At 61.6% G+C, this 23787-nt stretch carries 23 protein-coding genes; 10 read left to right on the forward strand and 13 right to left on the reverse strand.

Going from position 1 to position 23787, the window contains the following annotated elements; all coding sequences use genetic code 11:
* Positions 1 to 54: 54 nt before the first annotated feature.
* Positions 55 to 2751: a preprotein translocase subunit SecA gene (secA, locus tag ACSMXM_RS07205; RefSeq protein WP_460315227.1), complete on the reverse strand. Its 2697-nt coding sequence runs from the start codon at positions 2749 to 2751 to the stop codon at positions 55 to 57.
* A 180-nt stretch (positions 2752 to 2931) separates the two neighbouring features.
* Entirely contained in the window at positions 2932 to 3930 is a 999-nt protein-coding gene (locus ACSMXM_RS07210; protein WP_460315228.1) for a diguanylate cyclase domain-containing protein, read from the reverse strand.
* A 178-nt stretch (positions 3931 to 4108) separates the two neighbouring features.
* Between ACSMXM_RS07210 and argJ the strand changes: the two genes are divergently transcribed.
* The gene (gene argJ, locus ACSMXM_RS07215; RefSeq protein ID WP_460315229.1) at positions 4109 to 5338 is read left to right on the forward strand and encodes a bifunctional glutamate N-acetyltransferase/amino-acid acetyltransferase ArgJ; all 1230 of its coding nucleotides are present in this window, start codon (positions 4109 to 4111) and stop codon (positions 5336 to 5338) included.
* Between the two features lie 33 nt (positions 5339 to 5371).
* Here argJ and trxA read toward each other — a convergent pair whose 3' ends face one another.
* From trxA to ACSMXM_RS07235, 4 genes are all read right to left on the reverse strand, one after another.
* Entirely contained in the window at positions 5372 to 5692 is a 321-nt protein-coding gene (gene trxA, locus ACSMXM_RS07220) for a thioredoxin (protein WP_460315230.1), read from the reverse strand.
* An 89-nt stretch (positions 5693 to 5781) separates the two neighbouring features.
* On the reverse strand, positions 5782 to 7026 hold the full coding sequence (locus tag ACSMXM_RS07225) for a DUF418 domain-containing protein (protein ID WP_460315231.1): 1245 nt from the start codon (positions 7024 to 7026) through the stop codon (positions 5782 to 5784).
* Positions 7023 to 7889 (reverse strand): LOG family protein, encoded by an 867-nt coding sequence (locus ACSMXM_RS07230; protein WP_460315232.1) that lies wholly within the window; start codon positions 7887 to 7889, stop codon positions 7023 to 7025. Before ACSMXM_RS07230 ends, ACSMXM_RS07225 begins: the two co-directional genes overlap by 4 nt.
* A gap of 25 nt (positions 7890 to 7914) precedes the next feature.
* Positions 7915 to 8580 (reverse strand): extensin-like domain-containing protein, encoded by a 666-nt coding sequence (locus ACSMXM_RS07235; RefSeq protein WP_460315233.1) that lies wholly within the window; start codon positions 8578 to 8580, stop codon positions 7915 to 7917.
* A 157-nt stretch (positions 8581 to 8737) separates the two neighbouring features.
* On the opposite strand from ACSMXM_RS07235, the gene ACSMXM_RS07240 reads away from it, so the two are divergent.
* The 3 genes from ACSMXM_RS07240 (at position 8738) to serA (ending at position 12865) form a co-directional block, all read left to right on the forward strand.
* Positions 8738 to 9865: a glycosyl transferase gene (locus tag ACSMXM_RS07240; protein WP_460315234.1), complete on the forward strand. Its 1128-nt coding sequence runs from the start codon at positions 8738 to 8740 to the stop codon at positions 9863 to 9865.
* Between the two features lie 118 nt (positions 9866 to 9983).
* On the forward strand, positions 9984 to 11141 hold the full coding sequence (locus ACSMXM_RS07245) for a phosphoserine transaminase (protein ID WP_460315235.1): 1158 nt from the start codon (positions 9984 to 9986) through the stop codon (positions 11139 to 11141).
* Positions 11142 to 11287: 146 nt separating this feature from the next.
* Entirely contained in the window at positions 11288 to 12865 is a 1578-nt protein-coding gene (serA, locus tag ACSMXM_RS07250) for a phosphoglycerate dehydrogenase (protein WP_460315236.1), read from the forward strand.
* A gap of 58 nt (positions 12866 to 12923) precedes the next feature.
* Here serA and ACSMXM_RS07255 read toward each other — a convergent pair whose 3' ends face one another.
* From ACSMXM_RS07255 to ACSMXM_RS07275, 5 genes are all read right to left on the reverse strand, one after another.
* Complete coding sequence (locus ACSMXM_RS07255) at positions 12924 to 13553, reverse strand: prolyl hydroxylase family protein (protein WP_460315237.1); 630 nt, start codon at positions 13551 to 13553, stop codon at positions 12924 to 12926.
* 12 nt (positions 13554 to 13565) lie between these two features.
* Positions 13566 to 14321 carry a TIGR02186 family protein gene (locus ACSMXM_RS07260; protein ID WP_460315238.1) on the reverse strand — a complete coding sequence of 252 codons (756 nt, stop codon included), beginning with the start codon at positions 14319 to 14321 and terminating at the stop codon, positions 13566 to 13568.
* Positions 14318 to 15235, reverse strand: a complete 918-nt coding sequence (locus ACSMXM_RS07265) for a sulfite exporter TauE/SafE family protein (RefSeq protein ID WP_460315239.1) — start codon at positions 15233 to 15235, stop codon at positions 14318 to 14320. Before ACSMXM_RS07265 ends, ACSMXM_RS07260 begins: the two co-directional genes overlap by 4 nt.
* Before the next feature lie 62 nt (positions 15236 to 15297).
* On the reverse strand, positions 15298 to 16506 hold the full coding sequence (locus ACSMXM_RS07270; protein ID WP_460315240.1) for a hypothetical protein: 1209 nt from the start codon (positions 16504 to 16506) through the stop codon (positions 15298 to 15300).
* On the reverse strand, positions 16506 to 17975 hold the full coding sequence (locus tag ACSMXM_RS07275) for a glycosyl transferase family protein (protein WP_460315241.1): 1470 nt from the start codon (positions 17973 to 17975) through the stop codon (positions 16506 to 16508). Before ACSMXM_RS07275 ends, ACSMXM_RS07270 begins: the two co-directional genes overlap by 1 nt.
* Before the next feature lie 10 nt (positions 17976 to 17985).
* Here ACSMXM_RS07275 and ACSMXM_RS07280 point away from each other — a divergent pair, with 10 nt between their 5' ends.
* The 3 genes from ACSMXM_RS07280 to ACSMXM_RS07290 are packed head-to-tail and all read left to right on the forward strand — an operon-like array spanning position 17986 to position 20536.
* Positions 17986 to 18777, forward strand: a complete 792-nt coding sequence (locus ACSMXM_RS07280; protein WP_460316370.1) for a thymidylate synthase — start codon at positions 17986 to 17988, stop codon at positions 18775 to 18777.
* Positions 18774 to 19280, forward strand: a complete 507-nt coding sequence (locus ACSMXM_RS07285) for a dihydrofolate reductase (RefSeq protein ID WP_460315242.1) — start codon at positions 18774 to 18776, stop codon at positions 19278 to 19280. Before ACSMXM_RS07280 ends, ACSMXM_RS07285 begins: the two co-directional genes overlap by 4 nt.
* On the forward strand, positions 19280 to 20536 hold the full coding sequence (locus ACSMXM_RS07290; RefSeq protein ID WP_460315243.1) for a dipeptidase: 1257 nt from the start codon (positions 19280 to 19282) through the stop codon (positions 20534 to 20536). Before ACSMXM_RS07285 ends, ACSMXM_RS07290 begins: the two co-directional genes overlap by 1 nt.
* 6 nt (positions 20537 to 20542) lie before the next feature.
* Here the strand turns inward: ACSMXM_RS07290 and ACSMXM_RS07295 are convergent, their stop codons facing one another.
* Positions 20543 to 20824: a 4a-hydroxytetrahydrobiopterin dehydratase gene (locus ACSMXM_RS07295; RefSeq protein WP_460315244.1), complete on the reverse strand. Its 282-nt coding sequence runs from the start codon at positions 20822 to 20824 to the stop codon at positions 20543 to 20545.
* A gap of 44 nt (positions 20825 to 20868) precedes the next feature.
* On the opposite strand from ACSMXM_RS07295, the gene ACSMXM_RS07300 reads away from it, so the two are divergent.
* Positions 20869 to 21267, forward strand: coding sequence for a metallopeptidase family protein (locus ACSMXM_RS07300; protein ID WP_460315245.1), 399 nt, complete (start codon positions 20869 to 20871; stop codon positions 21265 to 21267).
* Here ACSMXM_RS07300 and ACSMXM_RS07305 read toward each other — a convergent pair.
* Positions 21264 to 21968: an NAD-dependent deacylase gene (locus tag ACSMXM_RS07305; RefSeq protein WP_460315246.1), complete on the reverse strand. Its 705-nt coding sequence runs from the start codon at positions 21966 to 21968 to the stop codon at positions 21264 to 21266. The genes ACSMXM_RS07300 and ACSMXM_RS07305 overlap by 4 nt on opposite strands.
* Positions 21969 to 22015: 47 nt before the next feature.
* Between ACSMXM_RS07305 and dapB the strand changes: the two genes are divergently transcribed.
* Both dapB and ACSMXM_RS07315 read left to right on the forward strand, forming a co-directional pair.
* Complete coding sequence (gene dapB / locus ACSMXM_RS07310) at positions 22016 to 22798, forward strand: 4-hydroxy-tetrahydrodipicolinate reductase (protein WP_460315247.1); 783 nt, start codon at positions 22016 to 22018, stop codon at positions 22796 to 22798.
* Positions 22795 to 23784, forward strand: a complete 990-nt coding sequence (locus tag ACSMXM_RS07315; RefSeq protein WP_460315248.1) for an LLM class flavin-dependent oxidoreductase — start codon at positions 22795 to 22797, stop codon at positions 23782 to 23784. Before dapB ends, ACSMXM_RS07315 begins: the two co-directional genes overlap by 4 nt.
* Positions 23785 to 23787 lie beyond the last annotated feature (3 nt).

Raw genomic sequence — 23787 nt, forward strand, 5'->3', positions numbered from 1 at the left:
GGGACATGCTGGCGGGCGAAATCATACCCGACCAGCAAAGAGACTGAACCGCCTCTAACCCGCCGCGCCGTGGCAATGCTTGTATTTCCGGCCGGACCCGCAGGGACAAGCGGAATTGCGGCTGATCCGGGCGTCGGTTCCTGCCGGCATGGGCGGCAGCGCGCGCTGGGCCGGGCCGGGCCGCTCCGTATGCGGGAAACTGTCGTCCTCGCCCGTGAAGGGGTCGATATGGGTCGTCACGAATTCCGAAGGCTTGGGCTCGGGCCGCGGTTCGGCAAGGCGGGCGTTCGCCAGCATGCGCGTCACATCCTCGCGAATGGTACCCAACATGCGCTCGAACAGTTCGAACGCCTCCTGCTTATATTCGTTGATCGGCTGTTTTTGCGCATAGGCGCGCAGATGGATGGAGCCGCGAAGAGCGTCGAGGGTCGCCAGATGCTCTTTCCACCGCGTGTCGATGGCCTGCAACAGGAAGCTCTTCTCCACCTCGAACCATTTGCCCTCTGGCAATTGGGCCACCTTCGCCTCGAGCGCGGCGGCGGCACGTTCGGTAATGCGGTCGATGAAGATTTCCTGGCTGACCGCATCCTCCTGCATCCATTCCGTGAAGGGCAGGTCGAGACCCATGACGCGCTGCGTCTCTTCGGAAAGGCCTGCAACATCCCATTGTTCGGGATATGATGATGGCGGCGCGTAGCTGCGTACCAGTTCGCTGACCGTTTCGGTGCGCATCTCCTCGACCACATCGTCGACGCGTTCCGAATCCATGACCTCCTCGCGCTGCTGGTAGATCACCTTGCGCTGATCATTCATGACGTCGTCATATTGCAGCAGGTTCTTGCGGACGTCGTAGTTCCGCGCCTCAACCTTCCGCTGGGCGGTCTCGATCGCCTTCGAAATCCACGGATGTTCAATCGCCTCGCCGTCTTCCAGACCGGATTGCATCATGCGGTTGAGAAGATTGGCCTGGCCAAAAATACGCAGAAGATCGTCATCGAGCGAGAGGAAGAAGCGGCTGACACCCGGGTCGCCCTGCCGACCCGAACGGCCGCGCAGCTGATTGTCGATACGGCGGCTTTCGTGACGTTCCGTGCCCAGCACGAACAATCCGCCGGCATCGCGCACAGCCTGGCGTTCCGCCTCGATCTCCTTCTGAATGCGCTCGATCTCGCGATCCTTTTCGGCGCCGTCCTCCATGGAGGAAAGCTCGTCCTCGACACGGAAATCGAGATTGCCGCCAAGCTGAATATCGGTGCCCCGACCCGCCATGTTGGTGGCGATGGTGACGGCACCAAGACGCCCCGCCTGGGCGACGATATGCGCCTCCTGCTGGTGGAAGCGGGCATTGAGGACCGAATGATCGACCCCCTCCTTCTTCAGGAATTCCGACAGCATTTCGGATTTTTCGATGCTGGTCGTGCCAACGAGAACGGGCTGGCCGTTACGCGTGGCATCGCGGATCGCCTCAACGATCGCCTTGAATTTGTCGCCGGCATTCTTGAAAAACTGATCATCATAATCCTGTCTGGCGACAGGCACGTTGGTCGGGATTTCAACAGTGTTCAGCTTGTAGATTTCGTAAAATTCGGCCGCTTCGGTCGCCGCCGTGCCGGTCATGCCGGCCAGCTTTGGATACATGCGGAAGAAATTCTGGAACGTGACCGTCGCCAGAGTCTGGTTTTCCGGCTTGATATCGACATTTTCCTTTGCCTCGACAGCCTGGTGCAAGCCGTCGGACCAGCGGCGCCCCTCCATCATGCGGCCGGTAAATTCGTCGATGATGACAATCTTGCCGTCCTTGACGATATAATCCTTGTCGCGTTTGAACATCTTGATCGCGCGCAGGGCCTGGTTGGTGTGGTGCACCACCTGCGTGTTTTCGATGTCGTAGAGGTTCTCTCCCTCCAGCAGGCCAGCATCTTCCAGCAGGCGTTCGACGCGCTCCGTGCCATCCTCGGTCAGGATGATCGATTTCTGCTTCTCGTCGATTTCGTAGTCGTCGTCTTCCAACTGGCGAACGATGCGATCGACATTTACGTAAAGCTCGGATTTGTCCTCCGTCGGGCCGGAGATGATCAGGGGGGTCCGCGCTTCGTCCACAAGAACGGAATCGACCTCGTCGACCACCGCGAAATTGAACGGGCGCTGCACCATCGTGCCACGCGAATATTTCATATTGTCGCGCAGATAATCGAAGCCGAACTCATTATTCGTGCCGTAGGTGATGTCCGCGGCATAGGCCCGGCGGCGTTCATGTTCCGGCAGATCGGGGATGATAACGCCGACGGAAAGACCCAGAAATTCATATACCTGCGCCATCCAGGCGGCGTCGCGGCTGGCCAGATAGTCGTTCACGGTAACGACGTGAACGCCCTTCCCCTCCAGCGCGTTCAGATAGACTGCCAGCGTCGCGACCAGCGTCTTGCCCTCGCCCGTCCGCATCTCCGCGATTTCGCCGCGATGGAGAACGATGCCGCCGATAAGCTGAACATCGAAGTGACGCATGCCGAGGCGCCGCTTTGCCGCCTCCCGCACCGTGGCGAAGGCCTCTGGCAGCAGCTTGTCGAGCGTTTCGCCGTTTTTCAGCCGTTCGCGAAATTCATGAGTCTTGGCGGCAAGCGCATCGTCATCGAGGGGGACAAACTCCTCCTCCAGCGCGTTGATCTTGTCGACAATGGGGTGCAGCGAGCGCACGTACCGATCATTGGAAGAGCCAAACAGGCGCTTCGCCAGCGCATTCATCCCGAGCATGGACTACCCTCAAATTTCATATCGGCGGACGCGATCATTCGCGGCCCACGCCAAACTGCTCGCGCGACATAGGAACGCATGGGTTGCTGGTCAATGAAGCGGACGCTGTCGAAACGTTCGCGCAGGATGAGTGCCGCCGCCCGCGTCGCTTATCAATTGGGTGTTTCTGGCGCCGGTGTTTCAGGCGCCATCATAAACGACGGCCCTGCTCTTTCCGGCTGCCTTGGCACGGTACAGGGCGACATCCGCCTTTCGCCGCAGATCCCGGGCGCTGGTCGCTAGGTCGGGATAAAGCGCCGCGCCTATGCTGATCGATGGAACACCCGCATCAGGCTTTCTCAACGCCGACTTGGCCAGCGCCTTCAACCCGGCCATGCTGCGTACCTTTGGCAGGACCACGCCGAATTCATCCCCCCCGATGCGCGCGACCGTCGCGGGGGGAGGAAAAAGGCCACGCAGATGATCGGCAATGCGGCATAGGGCGCCATCGCCCGCCTCATGCCCGTTTTCATCGTTGATCGCCTTGAAATCATCAATGTCGATAAACAGCAGACCCGCGCGCCCGCCCTCCTTATTACTGGAATGAATGGCCGCGCTCAGCATTTCCTCGAACAGCGCACGGTTGAGCAATCCGGTGAGGGGATCGTGGACCGCGAGCCAGCGCACGCGTTCTTCGCTCTCTCGCCGTTCCGTCACGTCGGCGCGCGTCCCGATCATCCGTACGGCGCGGCCGTTCTCGTCCCGCTCCACAATGCGGGCACGCTCCAGAATCCAGACCCAGCCGCCATCTTTGTGACGCAGGCGATGTTCGTTAGCGATCAGGTCCAACCGGCCCTTTACGCACAAGGTCAGCAGTTTTTTCCAATGCGGCCAGTCCTGCGGATGAAAATAGGCCTCCGCATCCAGCATACGCGTTTCTATCTCACCCGGCAGATAGCCCTGAACGGACAGCGCGCTGTTCGACATCCAGACGTCGCCAGATTTCATGTCCCAGTCCCAGACGCCAAACCCAGTCGATTCAAGGGCCAGAGACAGGCGCGCCTCAGCGGTCGAATGCCGCGCTATCGACAGACGAAGAGCGGCATTTTCGGCACTTAGCCGCGCCAGTTCCACCCTGTAATCGCTTGCGGGCTTCGATACCGGTATGGCTTCTGGCCGCGCTCTCGCACGATCTGTCATGATAGTCCCCCCGAACAAAGGAAAGTGGGCAAGCTACCGGTACGCCACGAAAACAAGATAGCACGAGAAAATGAACGAGCTAATGCCTGAATACACCCCCCGACTCTTTGGTCTCGGCTGAGAGGCCTGCTTCGGCTAATCCTTGAATTCCAGAATTGCAAAAGGAATTATTCCCACCGTGTCAGAACGTTCGCCGCTTGCGCCCGCCCTTTTTCCCGAACTGCCGCCGGTCGAGGGCGTGCGTATCGCGGTCACCCATGCAGGATACCGATATCCCGAATCGCGCATGGACCTGACCCTAGTCGTTCTTGATGAAGGTACGACTGTCGCAGGCGTGACAACGAAGTCGCTATGCCCTTCACCGGAAGTCGAATGGTGCCGGGAGCGGCTGTCCGGCGGCACTGCGCGGGCGCTGGTCGTCTCCTCCGGCAACAGTAACGCCTTTACGGGAAAGAAGGGCGCGGCGGCGGCCCATGCCGTCGGCAGCCGCGCGGCGGAAGTACTGAACCTGAATTTGGACGAAGTGTTCCTGTCCGCCACGGGCGTTATCGGCGTCCCCCTGCCCGCAGAGCGGGCGTTCGATGCGCTCGGTAGCGCGGCCGAAGCGCTCGGCAGTGCGGACTGGCAGGCGGCAGCGCTGGCCATCGGCACGACCGACACCTTTCCAAAAGGCGCCACTGCACAGGCGGTCGTCGGCGGCGAGACCGTCACGCTGGTGGGGATTGCAAAGGGGTCAGGCATGATCGCGCCGGACATGGCGACCATGCTGGGCTATATATTCACGGACGCCAACGTCGCCCCCGCCATGCTGCAGGCCATGCTGAACGATGCAAATGGCAAAAGCTTCAACAGCATTACGGTCGATGGAGACACGTCGACCAGCGATACCGTCCTGCTGTTCGCAACCGGCCGCACGGGCAGCAGGATCGAAAGCGGGGACAGCCCCGGCGCGGATGCATTTGCCAGTGCATTGCGCCAGGTATGCGAAGACCTGGCCCGGCAGATCGTGCGCGATGGAGAGGGCGCGTCGAAGTTCATCACCATAAATGTGGACGGCGCCGAATCCGACGAAAGTGCGCGGGTCATTGCCCTTTCCGTCGCGAACTCACCGCTCGTGAAAACGGCGATTGCAGGAGAGGACGCGAATTGGGGACGCGTGGTGATGGCCGTGGGCAAGGCAGGACAGCCCGCCGACCGCGACCGTCTCGCCATCCGCTTTGGAACGGTGACGGTGGCGCGAGATGGGGAGGTGGTCGACGGCTATGACGAGGCGCCGGTTGCCCAGCATCTGAAGGGCAGCGACATCGATATCGGCATATCGCTGGGTCTGGGTGACGGCCGCGCGCGGGTCTGGACCTGCGATCTGACGCACGGCTACATCACGATCAACGCCGATTACCGAAGCTGACGGCCATCCGGCCGCCAGCTCGGTGTGTCGGCATTAGCCGAGTTCGCTTTCCAGCCATGCCTTGATGCTGCTCTTGGGCTGCGCGCCAACCTTTGTGGCTGCAGGCTTTCCGTCCTTGAACAGGATCATCGTGGGAATACCGCGAATGCCGAATTCGGCCGCGAGCTCGGGATGATCGTCGGTATTGAGCTTCGCGATCGTCACCCCGTCCATCTCGTCTGAGAGCTCCTCCAGGGCGGGGGCGATCTGCTTGCAGGGGCCGCACCACGGAGCCCAGAAGTCAACGAGGACGGGCGCCGACGCCGTCTTAATAGCGCTATCGAAATTATCTGGCGTGATGGCGGTAGTGGCCATGAATTGTCTCCTGCGATGTTATGCAAGAGAACATGGCGTCGACCGGGGAAACGCGCAAGCCGACATGCACAATGCTTTCTTTCCGATGCTCAAGCCGGACGCCGCAGATAAGTCCCCCAGCGCCATAGCCATTCCAGCGGGCCAAAGCGGAAATAGCGCAGCCACAGATGACTTGCCGCGATCTGCGCGAGGAGGATCAGAAGGGCGACACCCCAAAGCTGCGAGAGGGACAGTCGGGCGTGGAGCCCCAGCCCAAATCCCGGAAACAGGACCCACTGGCAAATCAAGGTCTGGGAAATATAATTGGTCAGCGCCAGGCGGCCCACAGGTGCGAAAATGCCGAGCGCACGGCGTCCGATCCCCCGCCGCCATAGCCACAAAAGCAGACCAAGATGGCCCATGGTCATGGCGACCCGGCCGATCTCGTCCGAATAGAAAAGGATCGGGTTTGGGTGGGCGAAATTCGCGGCGTAGAGCTGGCCCCATTCCGCAACGCTGATCGGTATGCCAAAGCCATATCCCGCCACCAGCATCCAGCGATAGAGGTCCGCATCAGCCTCGCCCGACAAAAGGCCGTATTTCATCAGCCCCGCGCCGATCAGCATCATCGCAAGCGCATCGAGGACCAGCGTGACGAGGCTTTCCGGCTTCATCCAGTCATTGGAGACGCCCAGCTTGTAATGCCAGTTCTCGGCGAAACTGCCGGCGCGCGCCTCCAGCGATCGCTCCATCTTTGCCGCCGACGGTTTCAGGGAAGCGCGGTAATCCGCCCACTCCACGATGCGGGCGTCATCCGCCTGCGCGCCTGCGGCGGCCGCGCCCTCCGCCAGTGCGCGCATATTGGCGACCTCTGCCGTTCCGCCGAGACCCAGACCCGCCAGAAAGACCAGAATGGCAATGCCAGCGCCGACAAGCGGGCGGGCATCCACGTCCTTTACGAAGTAGAGAAGTAAACCCGCGATTCCGTAAACGAAGAGAATGTCCCCCGGCCACAACAACAGCCACGCATGGGCGGCGCCCATCAGGATCAGGATCAGAGTCCTGCGGAAATAACGACCCGCGCCAGCCCGCGCAGACATGAGAACGAAGCCCGCACCGAACAGCAGCGACAGCAGACCGCGCATCGTCCCTTCGACAAAGACCATCTGCAGCCACCAGACGGCCTGATCGAGAATGCCCCAACCGCTGAGACGGGCGTCATATTCGACGCCCGAAACGCTGCCCATGACCCAGATATTGATGAACAGGATTCCGCAGATTGCGATACCCCGGATGATGTCCAGCGTCGCGATCCGGTCCGCAGGGGCGGCGAGAGGCCCGCCGGCAAGAGTCACACCTCGGCGCCCTCTTCGATCTCGTAAAAATCGGCGACGATCCGCCATCCCTCCTCAGCCGTTTCGACATAATGGAACAGGTCGAGATCACCCGGCGATATGGTCCCTTCGTCCACCAAAGCTTCGAAATCGATGATCCGGTCCCAGAAGGCACGGCAAAACAGCAGCACGGGCATGCGCTTGATCTTGCCGGTCTGGATCAGGGTCAGCGTCTCGAACAGTTCGTCCAGCGTCCCAAATCCGCCCGGGAATGCCGCAACGGCGCGCGCGCGGATCAGGAAATGCATCTTTCGGATCGCGAAATAGTGAAACAGGAAACTGAGTTCCGGCGTCACATAGGCGTTCGGTGCCTGTTCGAACGGCAGAACGATGTTGAGGGCAACCGAATCGGTGCCGACATCATGTGCGCCGCGATTCGCAGCCTCCATGATCGACGGTCCGCCGCCAGAGACGACGACGAAATTCCGTTTTCCGTCGTCTGTCTGCGGCATGGAGGACACGATCTGCGCCAACCGGCGCGCTTCGTCATAAAAGCGCGCCTTTTCGGCCAGCTTTTTGGCCTTTCGCCGCTCATCCTCGTTGGTCGCGGCGGCCAAGCGCGCTTCGGCGGCGGCGGGTTCCGGGATGCGGGCGGACCCGTAGATCACGAAAGTCGATTCGATGCCGCGCTCCTGCTGGACAAGTTCCGGTTTCAGCAGTTCGAGTTGCAGCCGCACCGAACGCAAATCCTCACGCTTCAGGAAATCGAGATCCTGATAGGCAAGGCGATAGGCTGGGTGCTCGGTGGGACCGTGCGCCGCGCGCTCGGCATCTTCGGCACTGGTGGGGAACAGGCGGTCGTGAAGCTTTTCTTCTTTTGTCATGCGCCCGCGCATAGCGCCCCCGCCCCTATCGGCAATAGGGGCCACGGCCCATGTCCATATGGATATGATCCTGGTGAAAGCGGTCGCCGTCCGGGCCGATGACGATCTGAAACGTCTGGCAGGCGGCGCGATGCACATCCTTCAAAAAGGCGGTGGAAGCGCCCCCGGCGCGCCATCCCGTTTCAACGCCAATCGTCCGGCCATCAGCGAGTTCGAAGGCGGCGATATCAACCGCATTGGCATAGGAATGTTCGCTCAGCCTTGCGCCGGGGCGGCTGTTGACGCTGCGGCAGGAATAGGTGCCATAGCTGGTAATGCGCACGACCTGCTGACCGAAATGCCGCTGCGCCGCAGGCTGCAGTCCCTCCTCGATCCAGCGGTAGAGCGCTCCGGCGACCGGGCAGGACATGGCGGTAATGCCGGATATGGGGACGCCCACCTGCAAAAGCTGAACACCGTCATCGAAACCGCATCCCTCCGCCGTGCGGCGCGGCGCCAGGGGTCGATATTCAAGGCCGGGCACACGGTCGAGCGAGGCATAGCATTGTGCTGCCGGTCCCGAAGCGGGCGTCTGAATGGGGGCAGGGCCCGCCGACGGCGGACGCGTCACCACGGGTCTGTCCGGTGCGCAGGCCGTCAGGGCAGCGCACAGCAGCAATGCCAAATGGAGAGGCCGTAGAAACGATGTCATCAGGGCGAGCATGACCGAAATTTGACGTCCAACGGCGATCCGTAGCAAAGATTGAACCCTTTCCCAGAGGCACGATAGAAAACGCAGCCAAGTGCCACCGTCCTGCCATCCGGGCAGGACATTGCTGCTTGCAGACAGGCAGGACCGTCAAGAATCAATGCCCAAGCGTATCAAGGTCGGTTTTCTGTATATTGGCGGGCGTCATCAGGTGGCGCACAGCGCACCCGTCGCGGCGGAGCTGGCGCTGCGCGGGCGTGTCGAGGTACGCGCATTCGCCGCCACGCAGGCAGAGGTCGATTGCTTTGATGCCATCGCGCGCCAATGCGGTTGTCCGGATCTGGTCGCTACCCGGTTCAGGCGTCCGCCGCTAATATCCTCGCTGATCGCCGGTTTTCCTGCGGTTTCGGCGCTGAAAGTGCCCATCGTCGTTGCAAACCTGCCGCACCTGGCCCGCTGTAATGCGCTGGTGACGACGGAACGCACATCATCCTTTTTGGGTCGTATACCGGGCTGGCCACCGCAGATGGTCCATATTCCCCACGGGGCGGGCGATCGCGCGGTGGGATTCGAATCCCGCCTGTCCCGATTCGACCATGTGATCACCGCAGGCAGCAAGGACCGCAGCCGGATCATATCGTCGGGCCTGCAGCCCGCCGAGCGGGTCACCGCCGCCGGCGCCGTGAAGCTGGGCCATGTTCTGGGAAACACGCCGACGCCCACGCTGGGCCTAGATACAAGTCGTCGGACGATCCTATATAACCCACATTTTTCAAAGAAGCTGGGATCATGGCCGAATGCCGAACGAGTGTGGAACGCCGTGGCAACTCGGCCCGACTGGAACCTGATCATCGCGCCCCACATCCGGCTGGCCGACCGACTGTCGCCGGAGGAGAGGTCGCGATGGGAGAGACGCGCCGTTCCGGGGCGAATCATCGTCGATTTCGGCAGCGAGAGAAGCATAGACATGAGCTATACCCGCGCGGCGGATCTTTATCTGGGGGATGTCAGCAGCCAGGTTTATGAATTCATCGCAGAGCCACGACCCTGCGTCTTTCTGAACGACGGAGCGGCGATATGGCAGGATAATCACGACTATCTGCACTGGACGATGGGCGAAGTCATCACGCGCGACGACGATTTGCGGCAGGCGGTCGACGCCGCCTTTCTGAACCACGGTGCCTTCGCATCGCGGCAGGAAGCAGCAGTCAAGGCTGCCCTGGGCGACATTGAGAATGCAGCGGCGCTGGCGGCCGACAAGATCGAGCAGCTTTGCCTGGAGCGATAGCGCGGCGGACGCCCCGCCGCGCCAAATGACCGTTTGACATGCGGCGCGAGGCCAATAGGTACGGCGGCGGGCCACGCGGTCCCAACGCCGCGCGCGCTCTCTGTGAGGAGAGACTTAAATGTCAAATGTACCAACGCTCAAACCCGAGCGTCCTTTCTTTTCGTCCGGACCGACCGCGAAGTTTCCTGGCTGGTCGCTCGATAAGCTGAAAACCGAAGCCCTTGGACGGTCGCATCGTTCCGCCGTCGGCAAGGCACGCCTGAAATACGCCATCGACCTTAGCCGCGAATTGCTGGGCATCCCCGACGATTACCTGATCGGCATCATGCCTGGGTCTGACACGGGCGCGCTGGAATGCGCCATGTGGACGATGCTGGGCGCCGGTCCCGCGACGGTGGCGGCATGGGAAAGCTTCGGCAATGTGTGGATTCAGGACGCCGTCAAGCAACTGAAGCTGAAAGAGCTGACCACGCTTGATGCGGACTATGGCGAAATCCCCGACCTCGCCTCCATTCCGCAGGATAATGACGTCGTCTTTACCTGGAACGGCACCACGTCCGGCGCGCGCATTGCGAATACCGACTGGCTGGAACCCGGCCGCAAGGGTCTGGCGATCAACGACGCCACCAGCGCGCTCTTTGCGCAGCCCATGGACTGGCCAAAGCTGGATGCGACCACCTATAGCTGGCAGAAGGTCATGGGATCGGAAGCCGCGCATGGCATGCTGATCCTCAGCCCGAAAGCCGTGGAGCGGATCGAGAGCTACGATCCGGCATGGCCGCTGCCCAAGCTGTTCCGCATCAAGAAGGGCGACAAGCTGAACCGCGCCATTTTCGAGGGCGCGACGATCAACACGCCGTCCCTGCTGGCAACGGAAGACTATATCGCATCCCTGGAATGGGCGAAGTCGATCGGCGGCCTGAAGGCGCTGTTCGCACGCGCCGATGCGAATGCGAAGATCGTCACCGACTGGATCGAGGCGACCCCCTGGCTGCGCAACATGGTTTCCGACCCGGCGCAGCGCACGAATACCGGCGTTTGCATGGTGTTCCAGGGCGATTGGTATGAGGGGCTGGACGCAGACGCGCAGGCCGCCGTGCCAAAGAAAATCGCCAAGATGCTGGAAGAACGCGACGTTGCCTACGACTTCAACGGCTATCGTGACGCGCCCCCTTCCCTGCGCATCTGGTGTGGCTCCACGGTCGAGGAGGAAGATTTGCGTCGCCTCCTGCCCTGGATCGAATGGGCCTATGAAGAGGTGAAAGCCGGACGCTGACGTCAGGCCCCTTCCCCATGTGGGGAGGGGGCACGAACGCAGCGATGGCTGCCCCCGCCCGTTTGCGGCGGCCGCCCCTCTTATGATTGCACGATTTGCGCCTTCCCCCGCACAAGGGGGAGGATACTCCCTTAAGGAGATTTCCCATGCCTAAAGTTCTGATTTCCGACAAAATGTCACCCAAAGCCGCCGAAATCTTCCGTGACCGCGGTATTGAGGTGGACGAAAAGCCCGGCCTGTCCAAGGACGAGTTGATCGCCATTATCGGCGATTATGACGGCCTCGCCGTTCGGTCGGCAACGAAGCCGGACGCCGACATCATGGATGCTGCGCCGAATCTGAAAGTGATCGGTCGCGCCGGCATCGGTACCGACAATATCGACAAGGATGCCGCCTCTGCACGCGGTATCGTCGTCATGAACACGCCGTTCGGCAATTCCATCACGACCGCCGAACATGCCATCGCCATGATGTTCGCGCTGGCCCGCCAACTGCCGGAAGCAGACGTGTCGACCCAAGCCGGCAAGTGGGAAAAGAACCGCTTCATGGGCGTCGAGGTCACCGGCAAGGTGCTGGGTCTGATCGGGGCAGGCAATATCGGGTCCATCGTCGCAGATCGCGCGCTGGGACTGAAGATGAAGGTTGTTGCCTTCGACCCCTTCCTGACGGAGGACCGGGCGCGCGATATCGGTGTCGAGAAGGTTGACCTCGACACCCTGTTGAAACGCGCCGATTTCATCACCCTTCATACGCCGCTGACGGATCAGACCCGCAATATCCTGAGCAAGGAAAATCTTGCAAAGACGAAGAAAGGCGTACGGATCGTCAATTGCGCGCGTGGCGGCCTGATCGACGAAGCGGCGTTAAAGGAAATGCTGGAATCCGGCCATGTCGCCGGTGCCGCACTGGACGTGTTCGTCGAAGAGCCGGCAAAGTCGAACCCCCTGTTCGGAACGCCGAATTTCATGGCGACCCCCCATCTGGGCGCATCGACCGATGAGGCGCAGGTGAACGTCGCCATTCAGGTGGCAGAGCAGATGTCCGACTATCTGCTGACCGGTGCCGTGACGAATGCGCTCAACACGCCGTCGGTCAGCGCCGAGGAGGCACCGCGCCTGAAACCCTATATGGCGCTGGCGACGAAGCTGGGCCTGCTGGCAGGTCAGTTGATGACGGAAGGGGTGCGCCGTGTTTCCATCGAGGCCGAAGGCGCGCTGGCCGAGCTGAATATGAAGCCTGTCTCGGCTGCAGTTCTGGCGGGCCTGTTGCGCCCGATTTCGGAATCGGTGAACATGGTCAACGCACCCTTCATGGCACGCGAGCGCGATATCGACGTCGCTGAGGTGCGCCATGATAAGGAAGGCGATTATTCCAGCCTGCTGCGCCTGACAGTAGAGACGGCCGATGGCACGCGTTCGGTCGCCGGCACCCTGTTCGGGGACAATGCACCGCGTCTGGTGGAACTGTTCGGTATCCGCATGGAAGCGGAGCTGGAAGGCGCGATGCTGTTCATCGAGAATGAGGACAAGCCAGGCTTCATCGGCTCGGTCGGTTCCGCACTCGGCGAGGCCGGCGTCAACATCGGTACCTTCAACCTCGGCCGGCGCGTTGGCGGCAACGATGCCGTCATGCTCGTCGCCATCGACGAGCCGGTCAGCGAGCCGCTGCTATGGAAAATATGCAATCTTGACGGCGTCAAGAACGTGAAGTCGCTAAACTTCTAATCAGATATGGTAAAGCCGGGCGTCCGATTTGTCGGACGCCCGGAGACCCCTTCACCGCTCATTGCGGATGTGCCCACGGGCGTTCGCAGAACCATTTGGTGATGATATATTTCAACCCCGCGCGCACCGGCATGCCGTGGTGCAGGGTCGCCGGATTGGGCGAACCGTCCGGCTTCAGATTGTTCCAGGCCAGCAGCGTGCCGCGCTCAGGCTGTATCGATTTACGAATGACCTTGAAACGGGTCGCCCCGCCCGCGCCGGGTTCGTTCAGATAGATCATCGCCGTCCAGGTGCGCTGGCCCGGGATCTGGCGGATCGTCTTGATCGCGTCTCCGTTCGCTTCGAAATAGTCCGTGTGGCCCTTGAATTCCTGACCGATGGCATAGCGCTGCCCTTGCATCGGTTCGCCGAGTGCTGGGTCGAGATCCAAGAGGGCGGAAATCCGCTGATCGATCGTGGCAATCAGCGGATCGCCGCGGTCGAAATGGCACGTTTCACTGGTGCGGAAGCTGCGATCATTATTGTAATCGTCGGCAATTGTTGATGGCTGGCGATTGGCGTCAATCCGTTCGATCACGCCCGCGCATTCCTCGGCTGTCATGAAATCTCGCAGGCGAAAGAGATCGAGTTTCGGAGACGGCACACGCTGCACCTTCTCCGTCCGCTTCAAACGTTCCGCGACCGACATTCCCGCTTTTCCCTATCTACGCACCAAAAGGCCTGCGCCCCATCCAAGAAGAAGCGCCAGAGCAACGGCAAGTATGCCATAACTCAGGCTCTCCTCCTGAGCTGCCGAATAAACCGCCCGCTCGAAACCGGATTTGTCGACATCGATGGTACGCGTTGTGGAGGACAGGACGTCACCATCCTCTATCAAATGTATTTCAACCGTATAGGTGCCGACCGGCACCTGGCTCGGCAGATCGATGCGGGCGCGGTAAAGAACATTTTCGACAAGATCGACGCCCGTGGGGTCCGAGCCGTAAAGCGCCTCATCCTGCCATGTGGCAAGGAAGCCATCCTCGAACCCCGCCACCATCGCCGCGTCCGCGCCGCCAGTCGGTGATAGCTGCAAATATTGCGGGCTGAGTTCGAATATGGCGGCGGTCCGCTCGTCCACCATATCGGCGATGGGGCGGGTGGACGCGGCGCGAAAGAATGTTGGCGCAGTCTCGAAGCGAACGGAATCCGTATTGAGCCAGAGACCGAGAACCCGCTCCTTCCGTCTGACGGTGATCGCCTCTGGCGGGCCGCGCACCACGATGGCGATATCGGGCCGTTCGTCGGGCGTGCGCCCGTCCGGATATTGTATCGCGCCGAATACAAGCAGCTCGGCACCGGCAAAGGAATAGATGATGTCGATCCGGCTTTGCGACAGATCCGCGATCAAACGGGGCGGGGTTTGCGCCGCGGCGGGCACAGCCAGCAACGTCAACAGCGCCAGCAGCCACCTCATGCGCCGTCAACCTGAATGGAGAAGAGGTTCGCCGGTTCGACAGTCAGCCCGAACAGCAATCGCCCCGCCACGATCAGCACCAGAATGGCAAGCGCCAGGCGCAATTTTTCCGGGGGCAGGCCGATCGCGATTTTTGCGCCCAGCTGAGCGCCCATGACACCGCCGATCAGCAGCAGGGCAGCCAGGACGATGTCCACCGTCTTAGATTGGACGGCATGCAACAGCGTGATCGCCGCGGTCGTAAAGACGATCTGAAACAGGCTGGTCCCCACGACGACGCCAACCGACATGCCGAGGACGTAAATGAGGATCGGCACCATGATCAGGCCGCCGCCAATGCCCATGACGAACGTCAATATGCCGACCACCATGCCGACCAGCAACGGCGCCAGGGGAGAGATGAACAGTCCCGACGCGCGGAAACGCATTTTTCCTGGCAGGGCGGAAATAAGGCGGTTCTGGCGCCGGGACTGTTTCGGCCGCCCCCCCTTTGCCTGCCGCCGCAACGTGCGGACAGTTTCAATGAGCATCGACGCGCCAACAAGACCAAGAAAAACGACGTATATCAGCGAGATCGTCAGGTCGATCTGGCCGACCTGCTGAAGCGCGCGAAACAGCACAGAGCCCAGCAGCGCGCCAATTACGCCCCCCGCGACCAGTACGGCGCCCATCTTCACATCGACGCCGCCACGCCGCCAATGCGCCATGGCGCCCGAAACGCTGGACCCGGTTACCTGGGTCGCGGAAGAAGCGACGGCGACGGCGGGCGGAATGCCATAGAACATCAGCAGCGGAGTCATCAGAAAACCGCCGCCTACGCCAAACAGACCCGACGTAATGCCCACCAGCAGGCCAAGGCCTATGATCACGGCGGCGTTGACGCTTAGTTCCGCAATCGGCAGGTAAATATCCATGGCGGATTGCCTTAACGGGCTATGCGCGGAGTCGCCACTGGATTGCTGCGCCGCAACAGTGGTCAGTATCCAAGTGCGACCGTCAATGCGGCTCCATCATTGTTCGCAGCGTTCCCGGCAATTCCGCGCCGGTAGCTGGCCCGCAGGTCCAAGGTGGCCGCTCCGATAGGGACCTGGGCACGCAGAGCGGGTCCGATCTCAAGAACGGATATTGTATTCCCTGCCCTTTGAATGCCGCCCCAGGCGCCCGCCCCGATGCTGAGACCGTCGCGCAGGCGATAGCCGGTAAACCCTTGCCCGCCCGCAAACACATCTCGATCCCGCCAGCCGACAATTCCGACATCGGCATATACTGACGCGTCGAGGGCATTCTCCTGATCCGTCGCCATGCCCCCGGACAGCCGGATCTGCGTTGCATTGATACCGCCATCCCCGAGGGCAATCCGCTGTTCGACGACCAGCTTGGGCACTGCGCGGCCGAACAATTGCCATCCCGCCCCGACCAGCGCCTCCGCAATGCCCGGCTGTCCGCCCTGTGCAGGCGCGCCGGTCATGCGCGCCTCGATTGAAACTGGCTGCCTTGCGAGCGGATCGAGTGTCCATGACGCGGCAAGGCCATATTGGCTTCCCCCAAAGACCGGCTGGGTCGGAAGGATCGTCGCCGCAGCCTCGTCACGCGCCAGCCAATATGCGGAAATGGACAGCCGCTTGTTGAGACCGCGAAGCTGCGCGCGCCACAGTTCAGCCTGAGGATGGTCCGGCCCCTCTGTCAGCGCCCGCTGGAAATAATCGGCCGCTTCCCGCCGGTCCCCCGCTTGCAACCGTGTAAAAGCAGTTTCTGCCAGATTGAACGGGTCTGGGCGGATCGACGGTATATCCGTGCGGATCGGGGCCTTGGCAGAATGGAGGGTCGCGGCGCTCGGCCCAGTGGCCTGAGAATCAGTCGCGATGGAAGAAAGGGGCAAAGAAGCAAGCGCATCCGGGTCATGGGCAATTTGCCTATGGCCTCCTTGGCGGGAGGGCGATGGGAACGTGCCTGGCGAACCGGCTGGCACCGGTGCACCCGCCGCTGCAACAAGGGTCTCGTCGGCCGGGGTGGGGTATAGCGGAGAGGCCGCAGGAGCGCGGTGCCGTTCAGGAGCGGGCACAGAGGGCGGCGGCCCCATCTCTGCAATGAGGAGTCGCACATTATCCTGCAGCACGGCGAGGCGCCAGATCATCCAGCCGAACAGCAGCGCCCCCAACAGGGCAAGCCAGAAAAGCGGCCTCATCAGTCGTCTGCCGCGGCGGGAAATTTGTGCACGGTCTTGTCCCAGCGCAAGCGCTCACCCCGCACGATGAGCGTCAGATAGACGCCAAGGGCGCGTCTGGCAGCTAGGATACTGAAGATATTGGCGATAACCGCCCTGGGGATCGAAAGCGCTCCTTCGACAAGGCCATAGACCCGGGCGGTAAACCACGCCCGCATCGCGAGCCGCCAAAGAACCGAAGCCGTGCAGAAAAGCATCAGATACCACAGGAGGGAGCCGCCCCTCACCAGCGTCGGCAGACGTGCCGCATCGGCATCGACCCATCTGGCGACCACCGAAATAGCGACCATGATCGAGGCGGCATAGGCCAGAAGAATAATGACCGCGTTCACCGGCGGCTTCCGGTCCCTGAGCATCATATATCGGTCGGCAAGGCCCCCTGCCCAGCCAAGCCGTTGCCAACCCTGAAACACGATGCCGGTCAGCCAGCGTGTCTTTTGCCGAACCGCAGCGTCGAAGCTCGCAGGGAAATGTTCGCGTGTCGCCACGGCGCCCCTGCCATTGCGCTCGGGCAGGCGCACAAAGGCACCCCTGCCACCACGCGATATCCTCAGCCCTATCTCATAATCCTCCGTCAGCGATTCCGCATCGAACGGCATTTGCTGACGCAATTCTGCCAAAGCGCCGAGTTCCTGCCTGCCGAAGGCACATGCCACCCCGGCAGACGGGATCGCGGCACCCAACATTTCGCGGACGATCAAGGTCTTGCCATGATGTTCTGAGAATTCGTCGAGGTAATGGCCGCTGACCCAGCGAGAATCAGCATCCGGCAGGGGGATGACCGGCAGTTGCACCATGGCGATCCGCGGCATCAGATGATCGAATATTCTGAGTTCGCTGGGATGGACGACGTCCTCGGCGTCATGAAGAACGACGCCCTTGTAGCGAAAGCCGCCCTTTTGCTCATGTCGCAGCATTTCTTGCCAGATATGGTTCAGGCAATCGGCCTTTGTCGTCGGCCCCGGCCGTGGATTTACGGTGACGTGTACGCGCTCGTCATTGATGGGACGGATGGCGGCGATGGTGGCCGGATCATTTGCGTAGACGCCGACGAAAACGTCGTAGCACGCGTGATCGAGGGTGCGCGTCAGGCGCGTCAGCATGGGGCCGATCACGTCGCCTTCGTCCCAGGCCGGCACGAAGATCGCGAAGCGCCCGGCAGGTTCACGGCGCGGGACGTCATCCTCCGTCCATCGGCTATAGCGGCGATAGGCGCCGAATCGACGCCGCAGACTGCCCACGATATAGGTCAGATCGACGAACAGCTCATCAAGGCCGAAGACGGCCACGCCCAGGGCGGCGATCATCAAAAGGTCGCGGGTCAACACCCAGTAATACGGCCAAAAGCCGAACTGCTCTGTCGTCGCCACCCCCATGGGATGCCGCATAGCGGCAAACGCGGACTTCACAAAATGTATCGTCTGACGCATGACTGCCGCCATGCAGCAATATCTGGATTTGATGCGCACCGTCCTGGAAACGGGCGTCGTGCGCGGCGACCGCACGGGAACGGGCACGCGCAGTATATTCGGCCATCAGATGCGCTTTGACCTGGCAGACGGCTTTCCGGTGCTGACCACCAAGAAGCTGCACCTGAAAAGCATTATCCATGAGCTTTTGTGGTTCGTCGCCGGCGATACGAATATCCGCTACCTGAAAGAGAATGGCGTCTCCATTTGGGACGAATGGGCGGACGAGAATGGCGAATTGGGTCCGGTCTATGGAAAGCAATGGCGCCGGTGGGAAACGGCGGACGGCCGGGTCGTCGATCAATTGCAGAATGTGCTGGATCAGATTCGGACCAACCCCGAGTCCCGGCGCCTGATCGTCACAGCCTGGAATCCGGGTGAGGTCGATTCAATGGCTCTGCCCCCCTGTCATTGCCTGTTTCAATTCTATGTCGCAAACGGGCGGCTTAGCTGTCAGCTATATCAGCGGAGCGCGGATATTTTCCTGGGCGTTCCGTTCAACATCGCCAGCTATGCACTGCTGACGATGATGATTGCGCAGACCAGCGGACTGGAGCCCGGCGACTTCGTGCTGACGCTGGGGGATGCGCATCTCTATTCGAACCATGAGGAACAGGCGCGTGAGCAACTCACTCGCACGCCCGGGCCGCTGCCCCGAATGCATATTGCCGACCGTGCCAGTCTGTTCGATTTTCGCTATGAAGATTTCCGGCTGGAAGGATATGAGGCAGCGCCGACGATCAAGGCGCCGATCGCGGTATGACGCGGCCCGCCATCGTTCTGCTGGCCGCACTGGCGGAAAATCGCGTGATCGGCAAGGACGGCGGTATGCCCTGGCACCTGCCGGAAGATCTGAAGCGGTTCAAAAGGATGACGATCGGAAAGCCCTGCATCATGGGGCGCAAGACGTTTGAATCCATGGGCGGCGCCCTGCCCGGCCGGCATAATATCGTCCTGACACGGCAATCCGGTTGGCAGGCGGAGCGGGCGCACGTCGTACCCAATCTGGCAGAAGCGATCGCGGAAGCCGGCCTGAATCCGAAGGCGCGCGCGGAAACGATTTTCGTCATCGGCGGCGCGGAAATCTATGCGCAGGCGCTGCCGTCCGCCACGCGGCTGGAACTGACCGAAGTGCATGCCACGCCGGAGGGTGACACATTCTTTCCTGCATTCGACCGGGAGAAATGGCAGGAAATCGCGCGGGAGCGCCATGAAGGACCCGAGGGGCAGCCGGACTTCAGCTTCGTTACCCTGGAAAAAGCCTGATGGCAGCCAAGCCGAAACCGAAGCGCAAACCGGGTCCGCAAGGAAAAGCAAAGGCGAAGGCGAAACCACCGGCAACTGCCGCCGCGCGCAGGATTCGCCGCTTCTTCACGACGGTTACGGTCTTTTCCATCATCATCGTGCTGTTTTTCTGGCTGGTCCCCGCCATGGCAGAGCGCGCGATGAACCGGATCGAGGGGTCCGGGCTTTGGCGGGTTTCCGAGGAAGCGCAGGCGCTGCACGATGAGGTGATTGTCGCTGACCTGCATGCGGACACGCTGCTGTGGCGCCGCAATCCTAATGAGCGTTCCGCACGCGGGCATGTCGATTTGCAGCGGCTGCGGGACGGAAATGTCGCGCTGCAGGTCTTCGGATCCGTCACAAAGACGCCGCGGGGACAGAATTACGAGTCTAACAGCGCCGATACGGACAACATCACGCCTCTTTCCGTCGCTCAGTTGCAGCCGATCCGAACATGGGATTCCCTGCTGCAACGCTCCCTCTATCATGCCGAGAAACTGGCAGATGCAGCGCAGGAAGAGCCCGGCGGCTTTCTGCTGATACGCACGAACGCCGATCTGGACCTGCTGCTCGCCCAGCGTGCGCGCGGACAGCAGGTCGTGGGGGCGCTGCTGGGGGTCGAAGGGCTGCACAATCTGGAGGGGCGCATCGACAATCTCGACCGCCTGTTCGATGCCGGCTATCGCATGGCGAGCCTGACGCATTTCTTTGACAATGATCTCGCAGGGTCAATGCACGGCATGGACAAGGGTGGCCTGACCCCCATGGGACGACAGGCGGTACGGCGCATGGAACAAAGCGGCATGCTGGTCGACGTGGCGCACCTGTCGCATATGGCACTGGCCGACCTGATTGAAATGGCTGAGCGGCCGCTGATTTCCTCGCACGGGGGCGTGCGCGCGACTTGCGCGGAAAACCGCAATTTGTCCGACCCCGAAATCCGGGGCATCGCCGCTACGGGCGGATTGATCGGCATTGGTTTTTGGGACGGCGCCGTATGCGCCCCCACCCCGGCCGCGACGGCGCGCGCGATGCGACACGTTCGCGATCTGGTCGGCATCGAACATGTCGCGCTTGGCAGCGATTTCGACGGCGCCGTCACTACCGGTTTCGATGCAAGCGGCATGGCGGCGATGACGCAGGCCCTGCTGGACCAGGGTTTCAGCGAGGCAGAGGTGCGCGCCGCCATGGGAGGCAATGCCGTAAGGCTGTTCCGCCGCACCCTGCCCCGGGACTAGCTGCGCTTACAAGGCGTCGATCTGCTTTGCCAAGTCCAGGTCGCGCGTCGAAAGACCGTCGGCATCGTGCGTGGTAAGTGTGATCTCTACCTTATTGTAAACATTGAACCACTCCGGGTGGTGATCCGCCTTTTCCGCCAGCAGGGCAATTTTCGTCATGAACCCGAAGGCAGCGACGAAATCGTCGAACTGAAAGCTTTTCTGAATCGCATCTCGGTCTGCGGCAATTTTCCAGCCGGACAGTTTCGGCAAGTGCTGGGCACGTTCTTCCTCGGTCAGCTTTTTCATCTTCGTCTTTCCTCCTGTGCTTTGCGTTTCTAGGGGGGGATCGCATGACGACCCCGCATGGTTTCGCACCGACCCTTGACGATATCGAAGCGATAGCGCGACAGGCGCTGGCCGATCTGCCCCCGGTTTTCCAGGCCTATCTGCCCGATGTGGTCCTGAAAGTGGAGGATTTCCCCTCCGAGGAGGTGCAGAGGGACATGGAGCTGGAATCGCCGTTCGACATTCTGGGCCTTTATCATGGACATGATGTCAGCCGCTCGGTCGAGGTGTCAGGCGCCCTGCCCGACACAGTCTATCTCTACCGTCGGCCGCTGCTCGATTATTGGGCCGAACATGAAGAGACGCTGGAACATCTCGTCGCCCATGTGCTTATCCACGAAATCGGCCATCATTTTGGTATGTCGGACGATGATATGCACGGCCTGGAGGACCAGACGGACTAGCCGAGGAGCGAATCCACCCATTGCGGCACCAAGGTTCCCGCAGGTCCGTGGCGCGCTTCATCGAAAAACGACGTCCCCTCACTGGGGTCAAGATTGAGTTCCAGGGTGCGCGCGCCATGCGCGGCCGCTACCCGAACGAAGCCGGCGGCAGGATAGACCGCCCCCGACGTGCCGATGGAAACGAACAGGTCGGCCACGGACAGGGCCTCCTCAATACGCTCCATATGATAGGGCATCTCCCCGAACCAGACGATGTCGGGACGCAATGCCTCTGGCGCCCCGCAAGCGGCGCAGGTAGCCTCCTCGACCAGCGTCGCAGGCGAATCCTGGCGCTCGTCGCATGACAGACAGAATGCCCGGCGTAATTCGCCATGCATGTGGATAAGGCGCCGCGATCCCGCGCGCTCGTGAAGATCGTCGACATTCTGCGTAACCAGCAGCAAATCCCCGGGCCATTCGCGATCAAGGCGCGCCAAGGCCAGATGCGCGGCATTGGGTTCCACCCCCGCCAGCGCGGCGCGGCGCTGATCGTAGAAATTCTGTACCAGCCGGGGGTCGCGTAAAAATGCCTCGGGCGTGGCGACATCCTCGACGCGGTGCCCCTCCCACAGGCCATCGGGACCGCGAAATGTGGCAACACCCGATTCCGCCGATATACCGGCGCCGGTCAGGATGACGATGTTTCCTGGCTTGTCATGCATGATAGGGCTCTCCATCTCTTTGAGGACGAATAGGAGCGCTGAAGAACATGACAAGCCGCATTGGCGTATTGGGTGCGGGCGGACGCATGGGCCGCGCGATCATCGAGACCGTCGAGATGACCGACGGGGTGACACTCGGCGGGGCAGCCGAGCGCCCGGGGCATCCATGTCTCGGCGAGCCATTGACCGGTACCCTGACAATCTGCGCGAACCCCTCTGCCATTGCGAACGATTGCGAAGTCCTGGTCGATTTCACGACACCGGACGCGCTGGCGGGCAATCTGGATGCGGCGCTAGCGGCCAAATGCGCCATCGTCATCGGAACCACGGGCCTGACAGAGTCTCACCTGAAGCAGGTTGACGAAGCATCGCGCGATATAGCTGTATTGCAGACGGCGAACACCAGTGTCGGCGTCAACATGCTCGCATCACTCGTCCGGCAGACTGCCGCGGCACTGGGGCCGGACTGGGACATCGAAATCGTGGAAATGCACCATCGCCACAAGGTGGACGCGCCATCCGGCACGGCCCTGCTGCTGGGCGAAGCGGCGGCTGCAGGTCGCGGTGAAACGCTGGGCCGTCTGGCCGAACGCGGACGCGACGGCCCGGACAGCCAGAGAGTGCCAGGTGCGATCGGCATGGCATCGCTGCGCGGCGGCTCCGTCGCGGGCGACCACAATGTGATCTTCGCTGGCGATGGAGAGCGGCTAGAACTCGGTCATCGCGCTGAATCGCGTGAAACTTTCGCGCGCGGGGCTGTGCGCGCGGCGCGCTGGCTGGCTGGAAAGCCGGCCGGTCTTTACACCATGAAGGACGTACTTGGCCTGTGATCCCCTTTTCCATTCTTGATCTTTCCCCCGTCGTCGAGGGCGGTGACGTTTCGACGTCCCTGGCGAACTCCCGCGCGCTGGCGCAGGCCGGCGAGCGTCTGGGTTACAATCGCTTCTGGCTGGCCGAGCATCACGGCATGCAGGGCATTGCCAGCGCCGCGACCAGCGTCGTTATCGGCCATGTCGCGGCAGGTACCAGCAAGATACGCGTCGGCGCAGGCGGCATAATGCTGCCAAATCACGCCCCCCTGCTGATCGCTGAACAGTTCGGCACACTGGCCGCACTGCACCCCGGTCGTATCGACCTTGGCCTGGGACGCGCGCCGGGTTCGGACGGTGTCGTGGCGCAGGCAATGAAACGCGACCTGTATGCGGCTGCGGAACGGTTTCCTGCCGATGTTCAAGAGCTGATGTCCTATTTTGCCGGCAGCGGGCCGGTGCGCGCCGTCCCCGGCGAGGGCGAGGACGTACCTGTTTGGATCTTGGGCTCCAGCCTCTATGGTGCGCAGGTTGCGGCACATTTCGGCCTTCCCTACGCCTTCGCCAGCCATTTCGCGCCCACGCATATGCACGAGGCGATCCGGATTTATCGGGAACGTTTCCAGCCGTCAGAGAGGCTGAAGAAACCCTATGTCATGCTGGGCTACAATGTAGTCGCCGCGGAAACCGACGAGGAGGCGCAATTTCTATCTACCTCCCTCCTGCAGGCGTTTGTCAATCTGAGTCGCGGCACGCCGGGGCGGCTGCCCAGGCCCGTCGAGGGGTATGAAAAGGATCTGCCCCCTGATGCACGCGCGCGGCTGTCGGGCATGCTGTCGGCAAGCGCCATTGGTTCCGCCGACACCGTGGCGAACACCATCGTCTCCTTCATCGAAAAGACCGGCGCCGACGAACTGATCCTGTCCGCGAGTGTGCATGATTTCGAGAAGCGGGTCAGAAGTTACGAAATTGCCGCCGACGTTCATGCGCGGCTGGCGGCGGCCTGAATT

The organism is Pacificimonas sp. ICDLI1SI03, assembly GCF_054740865.1.

Bases quoted from the DNA above. Each gene is read 5' to 3' on its own strand.
- secA (WP_460315227.1), bottom strand. From the start codon at position 2,751: ATGCTCGGGATGAATGCGCTGGCGAAGCGCCTGTTTGGCTCTTCCAAT.
- ACSMXM_RS07300 (WP_460315245.1), top strand. From the start codon at position 20,869: ATGACGACCCCGCATGGTTTCGCACCGACCCTTGACGATATCGAAGCG.
- ACSMXM_RS07230 (WP_460315232.1), bottom strand. From the start codon at position 7,889: ATGACAAAAGAAGAAAAGCTTCACGACCGCCTGTTCCCCACCAGTGCC.
- serA (WP_460315236.1), top strand. From the start codon at position 11,288: ATGCCTAAAGTTCTGATTTCCGACAAAATGTCACCCAAAGCCGCCGAA.
- ACSMXM_RS07290 (WP_460315243.1), top strand. From the start codon at position 19,280: ATGGCAGCCAAGCCGAAACCGAAGCGCAAACCGGGTCCGCAAGGAAAA.
- ACSMXM_RS07265 (WP_460315239.1), bottom strand. From the start codon at position 15,235: ATGGATATTTACCTGCCGATTGCGGAACTAAGCGTCAACGCCGCCGTG.
- ACSMXM_RS07275 (WP_460315241.1), bottom strand. From the start codon at position 17,975: ATGCGTCAGACGATACATTTTGTGAAGTCCGCGTTTGCCGCTATGCGG.
- ACSMXM_RS07235 (WP_460315233.1), bottom strand. From the start codon at position 8,580: ATGACATCGTTTCTACGGCCTCTCCATTTGGCATTGCTGCTGTGCGCT.
- ACSMXM_RS07280 (WP_460316370.1), top strand. From the start codon at position 17,986: ATGCAGCAATATCTGGATTTGATGCGCACCGTCCTGGAAACGGGCGTC.
- ACSMXM_RS07260 (WP_460315238.1), bottom strand. From the start codon at position 14,321: ATGAGGTGGCTGCTGGCGCTGTTGACGTTGCTGGCTGTGCCCGCCGCG.
- ACSMXM_RS07305 (WP_460315246.1), bottom strand. From the start codon at position 21,968: ATGCATGACAAGCCAGGAAACATCGTCATCCTGACCGGCGCCGGTATA.
- ACSMXM_RS07270 (WP_460315240.1), bottom strand. From the start codon at position 16,506: ATGAGGCCGCTTTTCTGGCTTGCCCTGTTGGGGGCGCTGCTGTTCGGC.
- ACSMXM_RS07295 (WP_460315244.1), bottom strand. From the start codon at position 20,824: ATGAAAAAGCTGACCGAGGAAGAACGTGCCCAGCACTTGCCGAAACTG.
- trxA (WP_460315230.1), bottom strand. From the start codon at position 5,692: ATGGCCACTACCGCCATCACGCCAGATAATTTCGATAGCGCTATTAAG.
- ACSMXM_RS07210 (WP_460315228.1), bottom strand. From the start codon at position 3,930: ATGACAGATCGTGCGAGAGCGCGGCCAGAAGCCATACCGGTATCGAAG.
- ACSMXM_RS07240 (WP_460315234.1), top strand. From the start codon at position 8,738: ATGCCCAAGCGTATCAAGGTCGGTTTTCTGTATATTGGCGGGCGTCAT.
- dapB (WP_460315247.1), top strand. From the start codon at position 22,016: ATGACAAGCCGCATTGGCGTATTGGGTGCGGGCGGACGCATGGGCCGC.
- ACSMXM_RS07285 (WP_460315242.1), top strand. From the start codon at position 18,774: ATGACGCGGCCCGCCATCGTTCTGCTGGCCGCACTGGCGGAAAATCGC.
- ACSMXM_RS07245 (WP_460315235.1), top strand. From the start codon at position 9,984: ATGTCAAATGTACCAACGCTCAAACCCGAGCGTCCTTTCTTTTCGTCC.
- ACSMXM_RS07255 (WP_460315237.1), bottom strand. From the start codon at position 13,553: ATGTCGGTCGCGGAACGTTTGAAGCGGACGGAGAAGGTGCAGCGTGTG.